Origin of the sequence: Micromonospora halophytica (genome assembly GCF_900090245.1) — a bacterium.
Classification (GTDB): Bacteria; Actinomycetota; Actinomycetes; order Mycobacteriales; family Micromonosporaceae; genus Micromonospora; species Micromonospora halophytica.
Genome location: NZ_FMDN01000006.1, coordinates 23,536 through 45,851, shown reverse-complemented (window position 1 = coordinate 45,851; position 22,316 = coordinate 23,536). Strand labels below are relative to the sequence as shown.

General features: G+C 72.1%; 20 protein-coding genes, 1 tRNA gene and 2 pseudogenes. 8 read left to right on the top strand and 15 right to left on the bottom strand.

The window, feature by feature from the left end; translation table 11 throughout:
* Positions 1–122: 122 nt before the first annotated feature.
* Positions 123–782, top strand: coding sequence for an HNH endonuclease family protein (locus tag GA0070560_RS11050; protein WP_091294570.1), 660 nt, complete (start codon positions 123–125; stop codon positions 780–782).
* A gap of 141 nt (positions 783–923) precedes the next feature.
* Here the strand turns inward: GA0070560_RS11050 and GA0070560_RS11045 are convergent, their stop codons facing one another.
* The 4 genes from GA0070560_RS11045 to GA0070560_RS11030 all read right to left on the bottom strand — a co-directional run bounded on the left by GA0070560_RS11045 (position 924) and on the right by GA0070560_RS11030 (position 4,274).
* Positions 924–1,823 (bottom strand): sulfite exporter TauE/SafE family protein, encoded by a 900-nt coding sequence (locus GA0070560_RS11045; protein ID WP_091294567.1) that lies wholly within the window; start codon positions 1,821–1,823, stop codon positions 924–926.
* Positions 1,820–2,413 carry a rhodanese-like domain-containing protein gene (locus tag GA0070560_RS11040; protein ID WP_091294565.1) on the bottom strand — a complete coding sequence of 198 codons (594 nt, stop codon included), beginning with the start codon at positions 2,411–2,413 and terminating at the stop codon, positions 1,820–1,822. The genes GA0070560_RS11045 and GA0070560_RS11040 overlap by 4 nt, the downstream gene beginning before the upstream one ends.
* Before the next feature lie 69 nt (positions 2,414–2,482).
* Positions 2,483–3,877 carry an MBL fold metallo-hydrolase gene (locus tag GA0070560_RS11035; protein ID WP_091294562.1) on the bottom strand — a complete coding sequence of 465 codons (1,395 nt, stop codon included), beginning with the start codon at positions 3,875–3,877 and terminating at the stop codon, positions 2,483–2,485.
* A gap of 127 nt (positions 3,878–4,004) precedes the next feature.
* A complete protein-coding gene (locus tag GA0070560_RS11030; protein ID WP_091294559.1) occupies positions 4,005–4,274 on the bottom strand; it encodes a metal-sensitive transcriptional regulator in 270 nt (89 codons plus the stop codon).
* 306 nt (positions 4,275–4,580) lie between these two features.
* Between GA0070560_RS11030 and GA0070560_RS11025 the strand changes: the two genes are divergently transcribed.
* From GA0070560_RS11025 to GA0070560_RS11010, 3 genes are all read left to right on the top strand, one after another.
* On the top strand, positions 4,581–5,960 hold the full coding sequence (locus tag GA0070560_RS11025) for an MBL fold metallo-hydrolase (RefSeq protein ID WP_091294556.1): 1,380 nt from the start codon (positions 4,581–4,583) through the stop codon (positions 5,958–5,960).
* A gap of 65 nt (positions 5,961–6,025) precedes the next feature.
* Positions 6,026–7,012, top strand: a complete 987-nt coding sequence (locus GA0070560_RS28120; RefSeq protein WP_170839360.1) for a LacI family DNA-binding transcriptional regulator — start codon at positions 6,026–6,028, stop codon at positions 7,010–7,012.
* Between the two features lie 44 nt (positions 7,013–7,056).
* Entirely contained in the window at positions 7,057–7,704 is a 648-nt protein-coding gene (locus tag GA0070560_RS11010) for a GNAT family N-acetyltransferase (RefSeq protein WP_091294552.1), read from the top strand.
* 239 nt (positions 7,705–7,943) lie between these two features.
* On the opposite strand, the pseudogene GA0070560_RS11005 reads toward GA0070560_RS11010, so the two are convergent.
* Positions 7,944–8,110 (bottom strand): annotated as a pseudogene (locus tag GA0070560_RS11005) (uS14 family ribosomal protein); the annotation flags it as partial.
* A 44-nt stretch (positions 8,111–8,154) separates the two neighbouring features.
* Here GA0070560_RS11005 and GA0070560_RS11000 point away from each other — a divergent pair.
* Positions 8,155–8,364 (top strand): annotated as a pseudogene (locus GA0070560_RS11000) (GTP-binding protein); the annotation flags it as partial.
* 125 nt (positions 8,365–8,489) lie between these two features.
* Here GA0070560_RS11000 and GA0070560_RS10995 read toward each other — a convergent pair.
* The 3 genes from GA0070560_RS10995 to GA0070560_RS10985 are packed head-to-tail and all read right to left on the bottom strand — an operon-like array spanning position 8,490 to position 11,063.
* A complete protein-coding gene (locus GA0070560_RS10995; RefSeq protein WP_211565805.1) occupies positions 8,490–9,158 on the bottom strand; it encodes a response regulator transcription factor in 669 nt (222 codons plus the stop codon).
* Positions 9,155–10,423 carry a sensor histidine kinase gene (locus GA0070560_RS10990; protein ID WP_091294547.1) on the bottom strand — a complete coding sequence of 423 codons (1,269 nt, stop codon included), beginning with the start codon at positions 10,421–10,423 and terminating at the stop codon, positions 9,155–9,157. The genes GA0070560_RS10995 and GA0070560_RS10990 overlap by 4 nt, the downstream gene beginning before the upstream one ends.
* A gap of 52 nt (positions 10,424–10,475) precedes the next feature.
* Positions 10,476–11,063 carry a class I SAM-dependent methyltransferase gene (locus tag GA0070560_RS10985; RefSeq protein WP_245675467.1) on the bottom strand — a complete coding sequence of 196 codons (588 nt, stop codon included), beginning with the start codon at positions 11,061–11,063 and terminating at the stop codon, positions 10,476–10,478.
* Positions 11,064–11,920: 857 nt separating this feature from the next.
* On the opposite strand from GA0070560_RS10985, the gene GA0070560_RS10980 reads away from it, so the two are divergent.
* The 3 genes from GA0070560_RS10980 to GA0070560_RS10970 all read left to right on the top strand — a co-directional run bounded on the left by GA0070560_RS10980 (position 11,921) and on the right by GA0070560_RS10970 (position 13,711).
* A complete protein-coding gene (locus tag GA0070560_RS10980; protein WP_091294976.1) occupies positions 11,921–12,862 on the top strand; it encodes a permease in 942 nt (313 codons plus the stop codon).
* Complete coding sequence (locus GA0070560_RS10975) at positions 12,859–13,539, top strand: TIGR03943 family putative permease subunit (protein ID WP_091294544.1); 681 nt, start codon at positions 12,859–12,861, stop codon at positions 13,537–13,539. Before GA0070560_RS10980 ends, GA0070560_RS10975 begins: the two co-directional genes overlap by 4 nt.
* Positions 13,540–13,637: 98 nt before the next feature.
* Positions 13,638–13,711: transfer RNA gene (locus tag GA0070560_RS10970), tRNA-Pro, on the top strand.
* Positions 13,712–13,970: 259 nt separating this feature from the next.
* On the opposite strand, the gene GA0070560_RS10965 is transcribed toward GA0070560_RS10970, so the two are convergent.
* The 7 genes from GA0070560_RS10965 to GA0070560_RS10930 form a co-directional block, all read right to left on the bottom strand.
* Positions 13,971–14,798 carry a M55 family metallopeptidase gene (locus GA0070560_RS10965; RefSeq protein ID WP_091294542.1) on the bottom strand — a complete coding sequence of 276 codons (828 nt, stop codon included), beginning with the start codon at positions 14,796–14,798 and terminating at the stop codon, positions 13,971–13,973.
* A gap of 918 nt (positions 14,799–15,716) precedes the next feature.
* Positions 15,717–17,123, bottom strand: a complete 1,407-nt coding sequence (der, locus tag GA0070560_RS10955) for a ribosome biogenesis GTPase Der (protein ID WP_091294538.1) — start codon at positions 17,121–17,123, stop codon at positions 15,717–15,719.
* Entirely contained in the window at positions 17,120–17,800 is a 681-nt protein-coding gene (gene cmk, locus GA0070560_RS10950) for a (d)CMP kinase (RefSeq protein WP_091294535.1), read from the bottom strand. The genes der and cmk overlap by 4 nt, the downstream gene beginning before the upstream one ends.
* 195 nt (positions 17,801–17,995) lie before the next feature.
* The gene (locus tag GA0070560_RS10945; protein ID WP_091294533.1) at positions 17,996–18,766 is read right to left on the bottom strand and encodes a pseudouridine synthase; all 771 of its coding nucleotides are present in this window, start codon (positions 18,764–18,766) and stop codon (positions 17,996–17,998) included.
* Complete coding sequence (gene scpB, locus GA0070560_RS10940; protein ID WP_425412636.1) at positions 18,753–19,535, bottom strand: SMC-Scp complex subunit ScpB; 783 nt, start codon at positions 19,533–19,535, stop codon at positions 18,753–18,755. Before scpB ends, GA0070560_RS10945 begins: the two co-directional genes overlap by 14 nt.
* A 598-nt stretch (positions 19,536–20,133) precedes the next feature.
* The gene (locus GA0070560_RS10935; protein ID WP_091294972.1) at positions 20,134–21,213 is read right to left on the bottom strand and encodes a segregation and condensation protein A; all 1,080 of its coding nucleotides are present in this window, start codon (positions 21,211–21,213) and stop codon (positions 20,134–20,136) included.
* Positions 21,214–21,254: 41 nt separating this feature from the next.
* Positions 21,255–22,178, bottom strand: coding sequence for a ParA family protein (locus tag GA0070560_RS10930; RefSeq protein WP_091294527.1), 924 nt, complete (start codon positions 22,176–22,178; stop codon positions 21,255–21,257).
* Between the last annotated feature and the right edge of the window lie 138 nt (positions 22,179–22,316).

Sequence of the window (22,316 nt, the reverse complement as noted above, 5' to 3'; positions counted from 1 at the left end):
CCGGGTGTCATCGGATCGACAACGCTGCGTCGCCCGCTGTTCACAGAGCCAATCTTGATATTCGCATCAATCTCTGTCCATATGTGAGCTGGTACCCACGCCCCCTCACCGGACGGAGCACCATGACCCGCACGCTGCGTACGACGGCACTCACCCTCGCCGCCGCCCTGGCCGTCACCCTCGGCCTCGCCCACCCCGCCTCGGCCGCCGGATACTCCGCCCCGCTGACCACCGCGGTCGCCGGGCTCCCGGTCGCCACCGAGGTCCGCACCGGCTACGGCCGCGACCTGTTCCGGCACTGGATCGACGCCGACGGCGACGGTTGCCACACCCGCAACGAGGTGCTGCTCGCCGAGGCGGTCTCCGCCCCCACCGTGAGCGGCACCTGCACGCTCTCCGGCGGCCGCTGGTACTCCTACTACGACAACGCCTACTGGACCCTCACCAGCGACCTCGACATCGACCACATGGTCCCGCTCGCCGAGGCGTGGGACTCCGGCGCGCGCAACTGGACCAGCAGCCGCCGCCAGGCGTACGCCAACGACCTGGGCGACCGCCGTTCCCTGGTCGCGGTGACGGACAACGTCAACCAGGCCAAGGGCGACCGGGACCCGGCCACCTGGCTCCCGCCGTACGCCTCGGCCCGCTGCCGCTACGTCAACGAGTGGGTCGCCACCAAGATCCGCTGGCGGCTGACCGTCGACAGCGCCGAGAAGAGCGCCCTGACCAGTTGGGCGAACAACTGCCCCAACGTCACCATCTCGGTCACCTACGCCTGGTGACGCCCGTCCGGTCGGCCCGCCACCCGGCGGGCCGACCGGACGCCCGGCACGCCACCGGGCCGGACGTCCCCGGGCACCCGGCCCGGGAACGCCGAAGGGGCGTCGGTGTCACGCACCGGCGCCCCTTCGGGTCGTGGACGGTCAGGCGGGTGGACCGCTCCGGCCGGCCACCTGCTTCTCGCGCTCGGCGGCCGGGGCCTTGCGGCCGTGTCGGGTGGTGAGCGTGACCGACACCGCCACGGCGAGGCCGAGGCCGATCCAGAGCAGCGGGTTTGTGCGCAGCCCGTCGGGCAGTTGCTGGGCGAGGACGAAGACGCCCATCACCACCACGAACCAGCCGAACCCCTTGCGCAGCACGTCCTCGGGGATGCGCCCGGCGAGGCGGCCACCGGCGAAGCTGCCGACGACGGCGGCGGCAGTGACCGCGGCGGCCAGACCCCAGTCGATGCTCACGCTGGAGAGGTAGCCGGCCAGCCCGGCGAAGGACTTCATCGCGATGACCACCAGCGAGGTGCCGACGGCGACGGGCATGGGCAGGCCGCCGAGCAGGGCCAGGGCGGGCACCACCAGGAAGCCGCCGCCGGCACCCACCAGGCCGGTGACCAGACCGACCACGACACCGTCGATGACCACCCGCAGCACGGGCAGCTCGTGCGGGACGGGCTTGCCGGTGCCGGCACGCCGGCCGCGGATCATCGCGATCGCGGTGGCCAGCATCATCAGCGCGAACCCGGTGAGCAGCACGCCGGCCGGGATGTACTCGGCGAGCCGGCCGCCCGCGTACGCGCCGGCCATGCCGGCGACGCCGAAGATCAGCCCGGTACGCCAGCGCACCCGGTGGGCGCGGGCGTGCGGCAGCACCCCGACGGCGCTGGTGACCCCGACGACGAGCAGCGAGGTGGCGATGGCCTCCTTCGCGGGCAGGTCGGCGACGTAGACCAGCAGCGGCACGGCGAGGATGGATCCGCCACCGCCGAGCAGGCCGAGGCTGACCCCGATCAGGACGGCCAGCCCGACGGTCAGCGCCAGGCCGGCGGTCATGCCCGTGCCTTCGCTGCGGGTCCCTCGCGGAGCTGGCCGACGATGGTGTCCAGGTCGCAGCTGGCGCCCCGGTTGTAGGGCAGCTTGCCGAGCATCATGCCCATCGCGCAGGTGTTGGTCAGGGCGGCGAAGGTCAGCCCGGCGCCGATGAACCCGGCGACCCACTTCAGGCCGGGGACGAACACCGAAGCCAGGATGCTGACCAGGACGATCGAACCGGCGACCAGGCGGACCTGCCGCTCCAGGTCCCAGCGCGGGGCGCCCTGCTTGATCGGCGCGTTCGAGGCCTGCCAGGCCATCATCCCGCCGTTGAGCACCTTGAGGTTCGGCAGCCCGACCCCGGCGAGCGCCTGCTCGGCCTGGGTGGCGCGGGCGCCGGAGCGGCAGATCAGCACCACGTCCTCGTCGAGGTGCCGGCGCAGCTCCTCGCGGTGCTCCTTGAGCAGGTCCAGCGGGACGTTGTAGGCGCCCGGGATGTGCGATGTCTCGAACTCGGCCGGGGTACGCACGTCGAGCAGGCGGGGCACCCGGCCGGAGTCGATCAGCTCGCGGAGCTCGGCGGCGTTCAGGGTCGCGGGATTGGTGCTCATGTCTCCTCTTTCGGTGTTCGGGGGGCAGGGTGGGTCGGGGCGGCGCCCAGGCGCCGCCCCGACGAGGTTTCAGTCGGTCAGGGCCACGCCGGCCGCACCGGCCTGGTCGAACTTGTCGTCGATGACGACGACCTCGCGCCCGGCGTTGGCCAGCAGCGACGCGGCGGCGGTGGCACGGTAGCCGGAGCCGCAGTGCACCCAGACCGCGCCGTCGGGCACCTCGGCCAGCCGCTTGGGCAGGTCGGGCAGCGGCACGTGCACCGCGCCCTCGATGTGCCCGGCCTTCCACTCGTTGGTCATCCGCACGTCCAGCACGACCTGCGGGTCGGGCAGGCCGGCCGGGGTGTTGCCGGCGCGGGCGGCGGCCAGCGCGGGGAAGTCGGCCAACCGCAGCTCCCGCAGCCGCTCCGGCTCGGCCGCCCACTGCTCGGGCTGGCCGGTGGCCTGCGCGGCGGGCCGGTCGATGCCGATGCGCACCAGTTCACGCTGGGCGTCGGCGACCTGCTCCGCCGTCTCGGCGAGCAGGGTGATCGGCACACCCCAGTCGATCAGCCAACCGAGCCAGGTCGACATCGGCCCGTCCAGGCCGAGGCTGACCGTGCCGGCGAGGTGCGACGTCGCGTACGCCTTGCGGTGCCGCAGGTCCACCACCCACTGCCCGGCGGCGATCCGCTCCCGCAGCTCGGCGGCGTCGGCCCGGTTCACCGGGGTGAGGTCCACCGGCGCGGGTCCGGCGAAGTTCGCCACGCCCATGTGGGCGTAGTACGCCGGGTAGGCGTCCAGCCCGGCGAGGGTCTCGGTGACGAAGTCGTCCGCGGCCAGCCGCAGCACCGGGTTGGCCTGCTTCTCCCGGCCGATGGTCGACTCGGGCGCGTCGGCCTGGCTGGCCGAGCAGAAGCTGCCGAAGCCGTGGGTCGGCCAGACCTGCGCGCCGTCGGGGAGCAGGTCCGCCAGGCGCTTCGCCGAGGCGTACTGGTGGTGGGCCAGTTCGTGGGCGTGCTGCTGGCCGAGCAGGTCGGTACGACCGGTCGTGCCGAACAGCAACGAACCGCCGGTGAACACGCCGACCGGCCGCCAGTCGCCGCCGTCGACCTCGTCCAGCACGTACGACAGGTGGTGGAAGGTGTGACCCGGCGTGCCGATCACGCGCAACCGCAGGGTGTCCGAGACCGGCACCGTGTCGCCGTCGGAGACCGCGAGACGGTCGAAACCGACCTCGTCGGCCGCGGCGACCAGGTAGTGGGCACCGGTGATCCGGGCCAGTTCCAGCCCACCGGAGACGTAGTCGTTGTGGATGTGCGTCTCCACCACATGGGTGATCCGCACGCCCATCTCCCCCGCCAGATACATGACCCGGTCGATGTCACGTTGCGGATCGACGACGACCGCCACCCGCCCGTCCGTGGCCAGGTAGCTGCGGTCGCCGAGCGACGACGTCGTGATGACGGACACCTCAACTGCCACTGCGTTCTCCCTTCCTCAACCTACATACCCGGGGGGGTATGTAGGTTAGAGACCTCTGCACCCGATCGGGTGCCGCTTACCCGCCCGCGCCGCCGGTAGACGACACGGGCGGACCGTGTTCAGATGTTCAGGCCAGCGCCAGGAAGAGCTTCTCCAGCTCCTCCTCGGTCATCTCCGGCGTGTCGCCGTTCTCCCGCGCGGCGCGGCAGTGCCGCATCCCGGAGGCGATGATCTTGTAGCCGGCCCGGTCGATGGCCTTGGAGACCGCCGCGAGCTGGGTCAGCGCCGCCTGGCAGTCCTCGCCGTTCTCCATCATCTCGATGACGGCGTTGAGCTGCCCCCGGGCCCGCTTGAGCCGGGTCAGCGCCTCACCGGTCATCTCGGGTCGAAGCTTCACCACACACCTCCGTCCGGAAACATACCCTGGGGGGTACATCTTGCACCAGCGTATACCCCCACCGGTATCGTCAACCCTCCCGACCGGCGGGGCATTCCCCGGCAGGGAGCGCACATCCCCTGACGGGAGGGCCGACGGCCGGCCCGCGCCGGCGCCACCCCGACCGGGCGGCGGAGCGGAATCGCCGACCTCGGAGCCGGGAGGGCCGAACGGCCCTCCACTCCGGGACCGACGACCCGGAATATACCCCGGGGGGTATGCGCTACGGTTGGTGTATCGCCCGGCATCACTGCGAAGGAGCGCACCGTGCTGTTCACCCAGTACTACCTGGACTGCCTCTCCCAGGCGTCGTACCTGGTCGCGGACGAGACCACCAAGCGGGCCGTCCTGGTCGACCCCCGCCGCGACATCGACGAGTACCTCGCCGACGCCCGCGCCCGCGGGCTGACCATCGAGGGTGTCATCAACACCCACTTCCACGCCGACTTCCTCGCCGGCCACCTCGAGGTCGCCGCCGCCACCGGCGCCTGGATCGGCTACGGCCAGCGCGCCGAGACCGAGTACCCGATCCGCAAGCTCACCGACGGCGAGCGGATCAGCCTCGGCGACGTCACCCTCCAGATCATGGAGACCCCGGGCCACACCCCGGAGTCGATCAGCGTCCTGGTCTACGAGCACGCCGACGACGCCGTGGCCTACGGCGTGATGACGGGCGACGCGCTGTTCATCGGCGACGTCGGCCGCCCCGACCTGCTCGCCTCCTTCGGCGTCACCGCCGGCGAACTCGGCACGATGCTCTACGACAGCGTGCAGCGCAAGCTGATGGGCCTCCCCGACGAGGTCCGGGTCTTCCCCGCCCACGGCGCCGGCTCCGCCTGCGGCAAGAACCTCTCCACCGAGCGGCAGTCCACCATCGGCGAGCAGCGCCGCACCAACTACGCCTGCGCCCCGATGAGCGAGGCCGAGTTCGTCGCCCTGGTCACCGGCGGCCAGCCCTCCGCACCGGGCTACTTCGCCTTCGACGCCGTGCTCAACCGCAAGGCCCGCGAACTGTTCGACCACACCCGGCCCGCCCGGCCGCTCGACGCCCCCGCGTTCCTCGCCGCCCGAGCCGACGGCGCCGTCGTGATCGACGCCCGCGACCCGCAGGAGTACGCCACCGGCCACCTGCGCGGCGCGGTCAACATCCCCGCCGACGGCCGCTTCGCCGAGACCGCCGGCAGCGTCGTCGCCCCGGACCGCGCCATCCTGGTCGTCGCGCCGCAGGACCGCGAGGAGGAGATCGTGGTACGACTCGCCCGGATCGGCTTCGATCGGGCGATCGGCTACCTCCGCGAGCCCGAGCACGCGTTCCTGGAGATGATCGCCGAACTGACCCCGGCCAGCCGGGTCACCACGGCCCAGCTGCGCGAGGCCCTGGAGCGGCCGGAGCCACCGGTCGTCCTCGACGTGCGCAACATCGGCGAGCGGGAGCAGGGCGCCGTCGCGGGCTCCCTGCACATCCCGCTGGCCGAGCTGCCGCGCCGGCTCGACGAGGTCCCGGCCGACCGGCCGATCGTGGTCCACTGCGCCGGCGGGTACCGGTCCTCGGTGGCGGCCAGCCTGCTGCGCGCCGCCGGCCGGCCGGACGTCTCCGACCTGCTCGGCGGTTACAACGCCTGGCAGGCCAGCCTCGCCGCCGCCTGACGCGTCACCCCCGGGGGAGCGCCACAGGGCGGCGCTCCCCCGATCGGCGGTGCTACACAGGGCACGTGAGGCACCTGCGTACCCCGACCCTCGCCGACGTCGCCCGGGCTGCCGGGGTCTCCGTGGCCACCGCGTCCCGGGCGCTCAGCGGCCGGGGGCCCGTCTCCGCACCGACGCGCGCCGACGTGCTGCGCGCCGCGCGCGCCCTGTCGTACGCGCCGCACCCGCTCGCGGTGTCGCTGGCGCGCGGCGAGGGTCACCGGATCGTGGTGGGGATCGTCGCGCCCGCTGCCCGCATCCTCGCCGACCAGTACGCCACCCGCCTGGTCACGGCGGCGGCGCGGGAGGCCGACCGGCACGACGTCGGGGTGTCGGCGCGCTGGCTGCGCCCCGGCGAACACGCCGTCCTCGACGGTCTGGCCCGGGACCGCAGCGTGCGCGGCCTGCTACTGGTCAACCATGACGAGGCCCTGGTGGCCGCGCTGCCGGCCGGGCTGCGCGGGCGGGTGACCCTGGTCGGACCGGGCTTCGGCGGGGTGCCCTCGCACGACGTCGACACCGCCGCCGCGACGGCCGCCGCCGTACGGCACCTGACCGCGACCGGCCGGCGACGGATCGCCATGCTCACCGGCCCGGCCTGGGTGTCCAGCATGCGCCGCCCGGTGGACGCCTACCGCGCCTGCGTGCGGGAGTACGGGCTGCCCTGCCGCACGGCCACCGGTGGGCTCACTGCGGCCACCGGCGGCGCCGGCGTACGACGGGTGCTGCGCCGCTGGCCGGACACCGACGCGGTCGTCGCCATCACCGACGCGGTGGCGATCGGGGCCCTGCGCGTCCTCGCCGACGAAGGGGTACGGGTGCCCGACGACGTCGCCGTGACCGGCTTCGACGACATCCCACTCGCGGCGCTGGGCCGGCCCGCGCTGACCACCGCCACCCACCCCGTCGAACGGATCGCCGCCGGCGCGGTGCGCACCCTGATGACCGGCAGCGGCCCCGCCGACGAGCGGGTCGTGCACCGGTCGGTGCCGGTGCGGCGGGAGAGCGCCTGAGCGGGGCTTGCGGTGCAAACGCTTCCACCCCGTACGGTCCCGGCATGGAGCGCACATCGACGGCGGAACCCCCGGTCGCCGCCATCCGCCGGTACCGGCCCGAGGACCACGACGCGGTGTACGACATCTGCGTCCGTACCGCCGACGCCGGCGGGGACGCCCGGGGCCGTTACGCCAGCGACGACCTGATGCCCGACCTCTTCGCCGGGCCGTACCTGCATCTCGAGCCGGACCTGGCGTTCGTGCTCACCCAGCACGGGCGGGTCGTCGGCTACGTCATCGGCACCGCCGACACGCCCGCCTTCGTGGCCGGGTACCGGCGGGAGTGGATCCCCCGGCTGGCCCACCGCTACCCGGCGCCGGCCCGACCACCGGCCACGCCCGACGACGAGATGGTCGCCCTGCACCACCGGCCGGAGCGGATGCTCCTGCCGGAACTGGCGGCCTACCCGGCGCACCTGCACATCGACCTGCTCCCCGAGCAGCAGGGTCGGGGGCACGGCCGGCGGCTGGTCGAGACGTTCCTGCGCGCGGCCGCCGACGCCGGAGCGGCCGGACTGCACGTCGGGATGGTGACGGCGAACGTGCGGGCGCGGGGCTTCTATGACCGGCTGGGCTTCCACGAGATCGCCGTGCCGGATCCCGGCCCGGTCACCTACCTCGGCCGCTCGACCGGACTGCCGAGCCGGTAGCCCTCGTTCCTGTCGCCCGCGTGCAGGACCGGACGACGTTCACCCGGCACCCCCACGAGTTCCACCGGCGCAACGCGCGGCCTGGGCCAACGAGCGGGCCGGCGAGGATCTCACCGCCCAGATCGACCCGGACTCCGTCACGGGTCCGACGACGCTCTCCCCCACCCCGGTCTGACCACCTCCGACGGCGACGGCCGGCGCGGCGCCCCACGGGCACTGCGCCGGCCGTCGCCATGAGGTCACCGGGACGCCTTGCGCACCCCCGGCAACTCGCCGCGCAGCGCGAGCTCACGCATCCGCACCCGGGACAGGCCGAAGCGGCGCAGCACACCCCGGGGCCACCGTCGACCTGGTCGCGCCGGCGTAGCCGGACCGTGCTGGAGTCCCGGGGCAGCCGGGCCAGCCGGAGCGGCTGGCCCCCTGGGCCACGCTGGTCCACGTCGAGGGTGACCTCGTCGACGCGACCGGCGCCAGCACCTGGCCTTCATCGGCCTGGACCTCGACCCGGCCGCGCTGCACCGCACCCTCGCCCGGTGCCTGCTCACCAACGCCGAACTCGCCGACGGCGAAGCCGCCTGGCGCGCCCTGCCCGACCCCTTCGCCGGCTGCTTTCCCCTCCCCGACCTCACCGACCTGCATTCCGACACCGACCCCGGATGAGGCAATGGCTCGCACGGCGCGTCGGGGCCGGTCGGGCCCCGACGCGCCGACCACCCCACGCGGGTTCCCGCTGGTTCGCCCCGACGGCGGCGTGAAGCACCGGCGGCCCCCGTGTGACGGGGTGCCTAGCGGCCCGGCACCACGAGGCCGGTCTCGTACGCCAGGACGGTGGCCTGGGTTCGGTCGCGCAGGTTCAGTTTCATCAGAATGCGGCTCACATGGGTCTTCACGGTCTGCTCGGCGACGGTCAGGTGAACGGCGATTTCCGCGTTGGACATGCCGCGCGCAACCAGCCCGAGGACGTTCATCTCCTGATTGGTCAGGGCGGCCAGGCGACCGGAAAGCGACACGGGCGGCACACACCGCTGGGAGAAGTCGTCCATCAGCCGCATCGTCACCGACGGCGCCAGCACGGCACCGCCGGACATGGTGGTGCGGATGGCGTCCGCGAGCTGGTGCGCCGACGAGTCCTTGAGCAGGAAGCCTTTCGCGCCGGCACGGATCGCCTCGTGCACGTACTCGTCCTCGTCGAAAGTGGTCAGCACCAGCACCTTGGTGCCCGGGGCGTGCGCCAGGATCCGCCGGGTCGCCTCCAGGCCGTCGAGGACCGGCATCCGCACGTCCATCAGCACGACGTCCGGGAGCAAATCCCGCGCCTGCCGGACGGCCTCCTTCCCGTTCGAGGCCTCGCCGACGACCTCGATGTCCGGCTGGACGTCGAGCAGGACGGCGAAGCTCTCCCGCAGCATCCGCTGGTCGTCGACGACCAGCACCCGGATCGCCATCGTGCTCATCCTTTCGCCAAGTCCAGCGACATGGTGACCTCGTACCATCCGTCGTCGCGGCGCCCGGCGCGTAGTCTCGCCCCGAGGACCGCCGCCCGTTCCCGCATGCCGGTCAGACCGTGGCCAACGCCTGCCACCGGAGAGGGTTGGCCGGCGGCGGCCGGGGAAGGGCTGTTGGAGACCCGCACGTTCAGTTCAGCCGGACCGTACTCCAGGTCGACCTCGACGTCGGCGCCCGGCGCGTGGCGGATCACGTTGCTCAGCGCCTCCTGGATCACCCGGTAGGCGATCAGCTCGACCTGCTCCGACAGGCCCCGCACGTCTCCCCGGACGCCGGTCTTCAGGATCAGCCCGGCGCTGCGGCAGTTGTCGAACAACTGATTCAGGTCGGCCAGGGTCGGCTGTGGAGCGTACCGATCCGCGTCGTCCTGATCGGAGCGCAGCATGCCGAGAACGTGCCGCATCTCTGTCAGCGCCGCCAGCGCGTTCCGCCGGATCGAGGCGAAGCTCTCGGCCGCGGCCGGGTCGAGCCCGCTCACCCGGTAAGGCGCGGCCTCCGCCTGAACCGCGATCACCGACATGTGGTGGGCGACCACGTCGTGCAGTTCGCGGGCGATGCGGGCGCGTTCCTCCAGCGTGGTCCGCTGGAGGCGTTCCTGCTCGGTGAGACCGACCTGATGCTGTAGTTCCCGCCGGACGTCGCGCAACCAGCGGGCGATCGCGAGGCCGGCGAGCCCAACGGCGTAGAAGCCGGACAGCACCAAGCCGTTGTTGACCTGCGCCCGCCGGAAGAAGATCACCTCGGCGGCGACGGCCACGGCGCCCGTGATCAGCCACTGGGCCAGATAGACCGGGGGCGGCACCTGGTAGGCCACCACCAGTCCGACGAACAGATGCGCGACGATCCCGGCGGCGCTCCACGGCCACAACGCGTCGTCAGTGACCAGCTCGGTGGAAGAGCCGAGCAGGATCAGATACGGCAACGCGGCGATCAGCGAGAGCCACCACGCGGCGATCGGCCGGTAGATCACCAGGACGATCGGTAAAGTCTGCGCCACTGCCAGGAGGCCGATCACTGGTGAACTCTGCGGCAAGGTATCGACGAGCACACCGATGCCGATGGCAGCTGCGTACAGGGCCACCAGCGACACCCCGATGAGCCGCAGCCCGCGCATCAGGGTGGGGCGGTTCGGGGCGGTGGTGCGTACCGGGCGCGCCGACAGGGCGAACAGCCGGCGGCCGGCCGCACCCGCAGCGCGGAGGGAAAGCGCCACCCGTACCTCCTGATCGATGTCCGCGCTGACATGTAAGCACCCGGACGCGAGATCAGGGCATCCGAAAGAACAGCATGGGATCGTCGAGGCCGTCGTGGACAGGCTTCAGCAGGCCGAGGCGCTGCTTCAGTTCCTTGAGCTCTCGGTTGACCCGTGCGGCCGCGAGGCGGGACGGGGTGAAGTATCCGGCGCCGTTGTTCGCGAGCCAGGACAGCACCACCCGGCCCTCGCTGACCGGCCAGGGCCGCCGCCTGTGGAAGACGTCGTGGACGCTCACCGTGGTCCCGGCCCGGACCGTCGGGAAGAGCTCGCCGACGAACCAGCGGGCGAAGGACGCGGTGTGCGCGGCGTCGATGAAGAGGTGGTCGATGCTGTGCCGGTGGCCGCGCAGCGTCTCCCGGGCATCGCCCGGCACGAACGTCCAACGCCCTTCGGCGAGCTCGGCGGGCACGTTGTGCCGGGCGTTGTCGATCAGGTCGTGGGTGACGAGCGCGCCGGCCCGGTTGTCGCGCAGCGCCCGCAGGATCCACGTGGTGGACCACCCGTGCAGCGATCCGATCTCCACCACGGTCGCGGGCCGCTCTTCCCGCATCAGCAGGTAGGTGATCTCCGCCTCGAGGTCGTCAAGTTGGGTCTTCATTTCCGGACACGCGGTCCGCAACTCGCGCTGTTCCTTCCGTACGACTCGGAGGTCGTCCTGGTATCTGCGGTACAGCTGGCAGACGTGCTGCAAGGTGATTTCCGCACGCGACGATCGCGCGGCCACCGATGAACGGATCAACGCATCCTCCTTCTCCGAATGGTTCGTGCCGAATCTAGGCAGCGACGGACCTGCCGTCGTCACTCTCCAATACGATCTCCGGCCGGCGCGTATTCGCTGTTCAGAGCGGGTCGGGTCGGGTTGGTGGGTGTCCCGTAGCTCTCAGGTACTAGGGTTCCGACCCATCTGCGGATGGACGACAGCGGTCCATTCCGCGGAATTCGCCGACGGTGGCCCCCGCATGGGATCACCCGGCCTACCCGTCATCGACGTGGAGTTCTCCCCCGCCAACCACCCATCCTCGACGGGCGGCAGCGGCTGCTCGACACCGAGGGCCGGGTGGAGAGGTTCCGGGTCAGGCAAACCCGGCGCGGACCCCCGCAAGACCGAATGACCCGCGCGGCGCGGTGCGCGCGCACCACTCGGGGCAGACGACGCCGCTGGATACACTGTGGCCCGCACGGCACCGGCGACGCCGCGCGGCGGGCCGACAACCCGCGCGCGCCAGCACCGCGGCAGGTCCGACCGCCCGCCCCGCCGCTCGCAAGAACGGAGACGACGTGGTCGCACCCGAGCGCACCGGTGCCGCCGATCCCGGAACCGCCCGACCCGACGACACCGCGCCGGCACTCGACGCCGGCCCCGGCCCGGCCCTCGCGGCACCCTCGGACAGGACACCAACGAACGGCGACACGCCCGGTCCACCGTCGGCGGAGAGCGGCAGGTTCCCCGGCCGGATCGGCTCGGTCGAGGTGCTCGCCGCAGTGCTGATCCTCCTGATCGTCCTGCGCCAGCCCCTCGCCGGGCTGCTCGCCACGCCCTCGCTCGCCACCTGGACCACCGTCTTCGTCTCGGTGATGGTGCAGGCCGTACCGTTCCTGGTCTTCGGCGTCCTACTCTCGGCAGCCATCGCGGTCTTCGTCCCCCGCTCCTTCTGGGCCCGCGCCCTGCCCCGCCATCCCGCCCTGGCCGTGCCGGTGGCCAGTGCCGCCGGGGTGGTGCTGCCCGGCTGTGAGTGCGGATCGGTGCCGATCGCCGGTTCCCTGATCCGCCGGGGCGTCACCCCGGCCGCCGCGCTGGCCTTCCTGCTCGCCGCCCCGGCGATCAATCCGATCGTGCTGACCGCCACTGCGGTGGCCTTCCCCGCCAACCCGGAGATGGTCGTCGGCCGGGCGGTGGCCAGCCTCGTCGTCGCCATGGTGATGGGCTGGCTTTGGCTGCGCCTCGGCCGGGCCGACTGGATCCGCCTGCCGCGCCGACCCGACCTCGACGACACCTCGCGCGCCAAGGCGTTCTGGTCGGCGGTGCGGCACGACGTCGTGCACGCCGGCGGGTTCCTCGTCATCGGGGCGATGGCCGCCGCCAGCATCAACGTCCTGGTGCCGGAGCGCTGGTTGCAGGCCCTCGCCGACCAGCCGGCGCTCGCGATCCTGGCGCTGGCGGTGCTCGCGGTCCTGCTGTCCATCTGCTCGGAGGCCGACGCCTTCGTCGCCGCCTCGCTGTCGCAGTTCTCGCTCACCGCCCGGCTGGCCTTCCTGGTGGTCGGGCCGATGGTCGACCTCAAGCTGATCGCCATGCAGACCGGGATCTTCGGACGCGGCTTCGCCGCCCGCTTCGCCCCCACCACGTTCGTCGTCGCGGTCGTCGTCGCCGCCGTCACCGGGATGGTGCTGCTGTGAACCGTCAGGCCCAGGCGTGCGTCCTGCTCCTGCTCGGCGGGGCGGTGCTGCGCGCCAGCCTCACCGACCTCTACCTGCGCTACGTCAAGGAGGAACTGCGCCCCGCACTGCACCGGGCCACCCCAGCCGACGCGGCCTCCGACGACGAACACCACGACGACCACGACGGGCACGGGCACCACGAGCCAAGGGTCGCCTGGCTGCTCATCCTGCCGGCGCTGGGCCTGCTGCTGGTCGCCCCACCGGCCCTCGGCGCGTACGCGGCCAACCAGTCCGGCACCTCACTCGCCGCCGGGAAGCTGCCCGAGTACCCGCCGCTGCCCGACGGCGACCCGGCCGTCATCACCGTGTACGACTACGCCGTCCGGGCGGTGTTCGACAAGGGACAGTCGATCGGTGACCGGCGGGTCAAGGTCACCGGCTTCACCGTCGCCGGCCGGGACGGGCGGCCCGTACTGACCCGGATGCGGCTCTCCTGCTGCGCCGCCGACGGCCTGCCCACCAAGGTCGCCCTGAGCGGTAACACGCCGGCCGGCCTCGCCGACGACACCTGGATCGAGGTGACCGGCCGCTACAGCAGCCAGCTCGGGCGGGACCCGGTCAACGACTTCGAGATCCCCTACCTGGAGGTGGAGAGCTGGCGGCAGGTGCCGGCACCCCGCGACCCGTACGAGTGACGCCGGGCCGCCGCGACGCGGCGGGGGGCCCTGCGCGTGGAACGAAGATCCTGCGCTAAGCTGTACCGGCTGTCGCGGCGAGCACCGCGCGGGAGCATCGGGACGTGGCGCAGCTTGGTAGCGCACTTGACTGGGGGTCAAGGGGTCGTCGGTTCGAATCCGGCCGTCCCGACGCAGCTCAGAGGGCTGATCCAACACTTGGATCGGCCCTCGTCCGCATCTGGGGACCAAGATCGGTCAAGTTGGCGGCGGCTGGCGCATCTTGACCAGGGTCAAGCCAAGGGTCAGCATTTGTCCCTGCCAGTTGCTCTCTTCACTTCGTCAAGGCGGCCCGCAAAGCGGGCCGCGCCGGCAGGGCCCGGCCAACTGGCGACCTGCGGCCGGCATCAGCCGGGCCGGCCGGCAGCACGGGCGGAAGGCCGCTTCCCGCGCTAGCCGGGTTTGATAGTGGCGAGTTGGACAAGCAGTTGAACTAGCCGATAGGCGTCGGCGAAGTCAGCGGCGTGGAAGGCGACCGTTTGGCCCCCGCCGACGCGGGTCACACCCGGCACCAGAACGGCGAGGTCGACCATGTAAGGGCCGTACAGGTCGACCTCGACGTCTAACGGCCCGGCTATCTTCGGCGGGGGGATCGATGCGCGCTGGGTGATTGCATCGGCGGCAGCGCGGCGCAGCCGCTCCCGTGCCTCTTGCGGGTGTAGGGCCACCGCGGCGGCCTGACCCAGGGCCTGCTTGACGGCGACGGTGACCGCCGAGGGCACCAGCTCACTGAATTCCATGCAGGCGGTATCGTCCCCGCTGAGCAGAACGACCGGCGTGTCCAGGTGTCCCGCCATGGCGGCGTTGAGGCCGATTTCGCCCAGCGACCGTCCGGCCACCCGCACGTCGAGAATGTCGCCACTCATCGTGTGCGCCAGCACGGCGGGCCCGGCGCTGGCCCGAGCGTGATAGCCGATGAACATAACGGCATCCGTGTGCTCGTCCAGCCCAGCGAGCATGCCCAGCGGACGGGGTTTGCCTCGCACGAGGTGAGCACGCCGGTCGAGGTCCTCCGGCAGGATGTTCCGGAACGGTCCGTGTGCGTCGACGACCCACACCACGGCGTCGGGCTCGGCGTCGAAAACACCGGCAATCACTGCGTTCGCCTCGGCCGTCATCAAGACCCGGCCGCGCTCATAGTCGTACCGATCCGGGTTCGTCTCGGTGGGATGCACGATCCCCGAGATGCCTTCCATGTCTACAGAGATCAGGACCTTCATGGATCCAGGACCCTACGCGTTCTTGGCGCAACGGTCGATCTACGCAGGTCAGAGTCCATTCGGATATCCCGGGTGACCCTTTCTGATCTTGCAACAGCGAAGTACAGCAACCGGTTCTTTGGGGTCGAGACTCAGGACCGCCGTCACGATTCGGGATACACGTCCAGGTCGACCAATTGGGAACACAAGTGCCCCGTGGATCGTGGACCGTGATCTTCGCCGAGCCGGCGCCGGCTCGGCGATGCGGCTGTGGTTCGAAGCGGTTGAGGGTTCGTTCATGGGCATCCGTAACGGATCGCGCAAAGGCCCGCCGGCCTACACAGTCCTCGACGGCACACTGATCCCGATCGACCGGGTCGCTGACCAGCGACCCTCGTCGGAATGGCCTCAGGTCAGGCACACCTGGAGCCCCACACGGGGCAGTACGCCCGCTTGGCATGCGAAATCACCTCGATCTCGCACACTGCGCAGTGGCCGTCCTCCCACAAACCCTGGTCGGGTCCCAGGCCACCGTCGTAATGGTCACGGTCAGGCCAGGCGACCAGAGCCAGGTCTGGCGGTCCGGCTGATCCTCAGCTTGAATCGCGGTCGCCAGGACCCACATCCTTCGTAGGCCGTCTCCCGCTTCCGTGTAGCTCGGCAAGACCCACTGCAAGACGTCAACCAGTTCATGAACCGGCAGCGCCACAGCTGCCCGGCGAAATGTTCGCGGTCTTCGTCCGTGTGACCGACCCTACGCGTCGATGAACTGGCGGCCAGGGTCGGTGGATGCCTTCCGACGGAGACCACCCGCCCCGCCCGGACGGCGTCCCCGTCGTCGACGCGCCGTGTCACCATCCCTAGGGCGTCCTAGGAGGGTGGGCGAAGGGAAACGCCGGGTGGAGCGTGCTGCTCCACCCGGCGTCCGGTGTGCCAGGATCAGCCGTGCGCCTTGCCCCGGCCGCCGGGACCGAGCTTCTTGCGCGGGCGTACGGAGATCTCCACCGGGCTGCCCTCGAAGCCGAACTCCTCGCGCAGCTTGCGCTCGACGAAGCGCTGGTAGCCCGCGTCCAGCGGCGCGGTGGTGAAGAGCACGAACCGGGGCGGGGCGACGCCCGCCTGGGTCGCGAAGAGGATCTTCGGGGCCCGGCCACCACGCACCGGGTGCGGGGTGGCCTGCACCAGCGCGGTGAGCCACTGGTTGAGCTGCGCGGTCGGCACCCGGGTCTCCCAGCTCGCGAGGGCCTTGCGCAGCGCCGGCGCGAGCTTGTCCACCGCCCGGCCGGTCTGGGCCGACAGGTTCAGCCGGATCGCCCACGGGATGCGGCGCAGCTCCCGGTCGATCTCCTTGTCCAGGTAGTACCGGCGGTCGGCGTCGACCAGGTCCCACTTGTTGAAGGCGATCACCAGGGCCCGGCCGGCCTCGACGACCATGGAGAGGATGCGCTGGTCCTGCTCGCTGATGACCTCGCTGGAGTCGAGCAGCACTACGGCGACCTCGGCCGCCTCGATCGCCGAGGCGGTCCGCAGGCTGGCGTAGTACTCGGTGCCGGAGGCCTTGCCGACCCGCTTGCGCAGACCGGCGGTGTCCACCAGCTGCCAGGTCTCCCCGCCGATCTGCACCAGGCTGTCGACCGGGTCGACGGTGGTGCCGGCGACCGAGTCGACCACCGCCCGCTCCTCACCGGAGAAGCGGTTCAGCAGGCTCGACTTGCCGACGTTGGGGCGGCCGACCAGCGCCACCCGGCGCGGGCCGCGCGGGCGGTTCTCGACGATCTTCGGCGCCTCGGGCAGCGCGTCCATGATGGCGTCGAGCAGTTCACCCGAACCCCGGCCGTGCAGCGCGGAGACCGGGTACGGCTCACCGAGGCCGAGCGACCAGAGCGAGGTCGCCTCCATCTCGATGGCGGTGTTGTCGGTCTTGTTGGCCACCAGGATGACCGGCTTGGCGCTCCGGCGCAGCATCTTCACCGCGGCCTCGTCCACATCGGTCGACCCGACCATCGCGTCAACCACGAAGACCACCACGTCGGCGGTGGCGACAGCGATCTCGGCCTGCGCGGCGATCGCCGCGGCGCGGTCCCGGGCGTCGGGCTCCCAGCCACCGGTGTCCACCACGGTGAACGACCGGCCGTTCCACTGCGCGTCGTACGGGACCCGGTCCCGGGTCACCCCGGGAATGTCCTCGACGACCGCCTGGCGGCGGCCGATGATCCGGTTGACCAGGGTGGACTTGCCCACGTTCGGACGGCCGACCACGGCCACCACCGGCTGCGGCCCGGACGGCTCCTCGACGTCGAGATCCGGCTCGCGCAGCTCCACCCAGCCACCGTTGTCGTCGCTCATGCCACTCCCCGCTCGGTGAGCAGCTCGCGCAGCTCGGCGACGACCTCGTCGATGCCCAGCTCGGTGGTGTCCAGCTCCACGGCGTCGGGCGCCTGCTGCAACGGGTTGACCTTGCGGGTCGAGTCGAGCTTGTCCCGACGGGCCAGGTCGGCGGCGGTCGCCGCGACGTCCACCGCGTCCTCCGCGCTGCGCCGTCGGGCACGCGCCGCCTCCGAGGCGGTCAGGTAGACCTTCAGGTCGGCGTCGGGGGCCACCACGGAACCGATGTCGCGGCCCTCGACCACGATCCGGCCCGCGTTGGCGATCATCTGACGCTGCCGGGCGACGAGGAGGGCACGCACCGCCGGCACGGCGGCCACGGCGGACACCGCGCCGGTCACCTCGGGGCCACGGATCTCGGCGTCGACGTTCACGCCGTCGGCGGTCACGCCGTACCCCTGCGGGTCGGTGCCGATGCGCAGGTCGACCTCACCGGCGACCTTGGCCACCGACTCGGCGTCGGTCAGGTCGACCCCGGAGCGCAGCACCGCCCAGGTGATCGCCCGGTACATCGCGCCGGTGTCGAGGTAGCGGGCACCGATGCCGGCAGCGAGCCGGCGCGAGACGGTGGACTTACCCGAACCGGACGGCCCGTCCACAGCGACCACGCAGCGCCCGGTCCGTACGTTTTCCTCCACCGTTGTCCTCCTCAGCCCGTACCTCGCGGGTCACCGTGATCTCCGGTGCCGTTGAGCGGTTGTCCATCGTCGTCCATCATGCCCGCGCCGCGCGGTCCGGCCACGCGTGACACCGCCGGAGGCGACCCCCCGCGCCACCCGCCGGCCCGCCGGCCGCGTCGAAGCCTACCGGCACGGTTACCCCACCCGGCGGGGTCAGTCACCCACGGCCTTGAACAGGGCCGCGACCTCCGCGTTGGTCAGCCGCCGGGTCCGCCCGGCCCGCAGGTCACCGAGGCGGATCGGCCCGATCGAGGTACGGACCAGGCGGGCCACCGGGTGCCCCACCTCGGCCAGCAGCCGCCGGACGATGTGCTTACGCCCCTCGTGCAGGGTCAGCTCCACCTGGGCGGTCTTGCCCAGGGTGTCCACCACCCGGAAGGAGTCGACCGTCACCGGCCCGTCCTCCAGCTCCACCCCGGCCGCGAGCCGCTTGCCCAGGTTGCGCGGGATCGGCCCGGACACCTCGCACAGGTACGTCTTCGGCACCCCGTACGACGGGTGCATCAGCCGGTGCGCCAGGGTGCCGTCGTTGGTGAGCAGCAGCAGGCCCTCGCTGTCCGCGTCGAGCCGCCCGACGTGGTAGACCCGCTGCTCCACCCGGTTGCCGAGGAAGTCGGCGAGCGCCGTACGTCCCTTCTCGTCCGCCATCGTGGAAACCACCCCGCGCGGCTTGTTCATCGCCAGGTAGACCAGGCGGGTGTCGACCTGCAACCGCTCCCCGTCGACGTGGATGACGTCCCGGGTCGGATCGGCCTTGTCGCCGAGCTGCGCGACCCGCCCGTTGACGGTGACCCGACGCCGGAAGATCAGGTCCTCACAGGCACGCCGGGAGCCCACACCGGCGGCGGCGAGCACCTTCTGCAGGCGCTCGGCACCCTCGTACACGGGGGCGTCGGGCTTCGGGGCACGGTCATCGCGTCGCATCGGCAAGCTCTTCTACGTCGTCGGGGAGGAACGGGGCGAGCGGGGGAAGATCGGCGACCGAGTTCAGCCCCAGCTTCTCCAGGAACATCGTGGTGGTCCGGTAGAGGAACGCCCCGCTGTCCGGTTCGGCGCCGCACTCCTCGACCAGCCCGCGGGAGACCAGGGTACGGATCACCCCGTCGGAGTTCACACCCCGGATGGCCGCGATCCGCGAACGGGTCACCGGCTGCCGGTAGGCGATCACCGCGAGCGTCTCCAGAGCGGCCTGGGTCAGCCGCACCGACTGCCCGTCCAGCACGAACCGCTCGACGTAGGTCGCGTATTCCGGCCGGGTGTAGAGACGCCAGCCACCCGCGGCCCGACGCAGCTCGAAGCCGTGCCCGGCTGCGGTGTACCCGGCGGCGATCTCGTCCAGCATCGGGCCGATCCGCTCCGGGGACTGCTCCAGCACCTGGGCGAGGGTCAACTCGCTGACCGGCTCGTCCACCACCAGCAGGATCGCCTCCAACGCGCCGCGCAGCTCGGCGTCGTCCAGCACCGGCGCCGGCTCCGGCGCGGGCGTCACCCGCCGCCGTCCCCGCTTCCCCGGTACGCCCGCCGCGGTGCTCTCCGCCGGCAGGTCCCCGGCCGGCTCGGCGCCGTCGGGGCCGGCGTCGGGCAGCGCAACCAGGTCCCGGCCCACGCCGGCCGGCTCGACGCCGGGCACCCCGGCGTCGGCCGGCTCCGCCGGTTCACCGTCACCGCGCAGCGCAACCCGGTCCGGGCCCACGCCAGCCCGCTCCACGCCGGGCACACCAACGTCGGCAGACTCCACCGGCTCGCCGTCACGGGTCGTGGCGGGCCCGGTGGGCAGCGCTGAGACGGTGGCGGCGGCAAGATCTTGGACAGTTCCTGTTCCTGACGAACGGTAAGTGTCCAAGATCTCAGGCTCGGCCCGCGAGGCGGACGACGAGGCGGCGGTGGCCGGGTCGGGGTTGGCAGCGCCGGCGGCATTGGCGGGGCCGGAGGTGGCAGCATCGCCGGCAGCGGTGTCGGAGTCGCGGGTGGCAGCATCGCCAGCGACGGGGCCGGAGTCGCGGGTGGCAGCGTCGGCGGCGGGGTCGGAGTCGGCAGCGGCGGGGTCGGGGGTGGGCTCTTTCGGCGGAGTGGGGCGCTGCCACGGGGGGATCCAGGCGGCGGCCTGGTCGGCCAGCGAGTTCCGGCGCTCCTCGTCACTGGTCACCCTGTTCCTCCTCCATCGGCTCCTCGGCTGCTGCGCCCCGGGTGAGGCGACATGATCCACTCCAGGTCCGCGATGTGGCGGTGTCCGGGTCGCTCCGACACCGCCACGTCCCCGCAACGGAGTCGATCACGACGACGTCGGCCGGTCACGACGGCGGGACGGCCGGCGGCGGGACGGCCGGCGGCGGGACGGCCGGCGGCGGGACGGCGGACGGCCCGGCACCAGCCGCGTCCACGGCCGACGGGCCGGCGGACGGCCCCGCGGACGGGCCGGCACCAGCCGGGTCCGTGATCAACGGGCCGGCGGCGGGTTCGGCGGGAGCGGGTTCGGCGGGAGCGCCGGCGTACTCGTCGACGTGCAGTTCGGTGTCGCCCTCGGCGGGGCCGGTCCACTGTACGGTCAGCTCCTCCAGAGCCTGCTCCTGGACGAAGACGACCAGCCCTTGCCGGTACAGCTCCAGCAGCGCGAGGAACCGGGCCACCACCTCCAGGGTGATCTCGCAGTCGGCGCAGAGCTGCGAGAAGGTGGCCGTGCCGGCACGGCGCAGCCGCCCGGTGATGATCTCGGCGTGTTCCCGGACACTGACCCGGACCATGTGCACGTGCGCGATGGACACCTCGGGCGTCGGCTTCGGGGTCATCGCCCGCACGGCCAGCGCCCGCAGCCGCTCCGGGCCGATGCCGAGCACCAGGTCCGGCAGCGCCTCGGCGTAGCGGGGCTCCAGGGTGACCGCACGCGGGTACCGGCGGCCGCCGACCGCCTCCAGCGCGGCGATGTGCGCCGCCGCCTCCTTGTACGCCTTGTACTGCAACAGCCGGGCGAAGAGCAGGTCCCGCGCCTCCAGCAGAGCGAGGTCCTCCTCGTCCTCCACCTCGGCGGCGGGCAGCAGCCGGGCCGCCTTCAGGTCCAGCAGGGTGGCCGCGATCAGCAGGAACTCGCTGGTCTCGTCGAGGTCCCACTGGTCGCCCATGGCCCGGATGTAGGCGATGAACTCGTCGGTGACCCGGTGCAGCGCCACCTCGGTGACGTCGAGCTTGTGCTTGCTGATCAGTTGCAGCAGCAGGTCGAAGGGGCCGGTGAAGTTCGCCAGCCGGACGGTGAAACCGCTGCTCTGCTCCGCCGCCGGCACACCTGCCGCGTCCGTCGCCACCTCGGCGGCGGCCTCGGCCGCCACCACGGGCGGCTGCTGCGGCGTCGCGGGCGGGTCGAGGGGTGGCGCGGTCACCGGAAGACCGTAGTCCACGTCGCGGACGTCCAGCGCTCCGGCTACCGGTCGGCTTGGGCGGCGATCACCTCACGGGCCAGCTGCCGGTAGTTGCGGGCACCGGAGGAGGCCGGGTCGAGGGTGGTGATGGGGGCCCCGGCCACGGTGGACTCGGGGAACTTGACCGTCTTGGTGATCACGGTCTGGTAGACCTTGTCGCCGAACGCCTCGACCACCCGCTGGAGCACCTGCCGGCAGTGGGTGGTGCGGCTGTCGTACATGGTGGCGAGGATGCCTTCGAGCTCCAGGTCGAAGTTGAGCCGCTCGCGTACCTTGTCGATGGTGTCCAGCAGCAGCGCCACGCCGCGGAGGCTGAAGAACTCGCACTCCAGCGGGATGAGCACCCCGTGCGCGACGGTCAGCGCGTTGATCGCCAGCAGGCCCAGCGAGGGCTGGCAGTCGATCAGGATGAAGTCGTACTCCTTGCGGACGCTGCGCAGCACCCGCGCCAGGGCCATCTCCCGGGCGACCTCGTTCACCAGCTGGATCTCGGCGGCGGAGAGGTCGATGTTGGCCGGCAGCAGGTGCAGCCCGGCGACGTCGGTCTTGATCAGGACGTCCTCGGCGGTGACGTCGTCCTGCATGAGCAGGTTGTAGACCGACAGGTCGAGGTTGTGCGGGTTGACGCCGAGCCCCACCGAGAGCGCGCCCTGCGGGTCGAAGTCGACCAGCAGCACCTTGCGGCCGTACTCGGCGAGCGCGGCGCCCAGGTTGATGGTGGTGGTGGTCTTGCCGACGCCGCCCTTCTGGTTGGCCATCGCGATGATCCGCGCCGGGCCGTGCCGGTCGGTGGGCATCGGCTCGGGGATCGGCTTGCGCATCGTGTAGGCGGCCGGGTCGGCCGGACCCAGGTCGGCGCCGAGCGACGCCTGCTGCTCGCGGAGCTCCGACGTCCAGGCGTCGGCACGGTCACCGTTGCCAGCCATGTCCTCGTTGCCCCCTCCCGACGACCACCCGGCGTCGGAGCCGTCCGACGTCCTTCGCGGCGCCGCTGCGCACCCCGGATGTCGCTCCCAGGAGGTCCGCGCCGAAACCGACTCTACGCCACCGACCAGCGGCGCGTT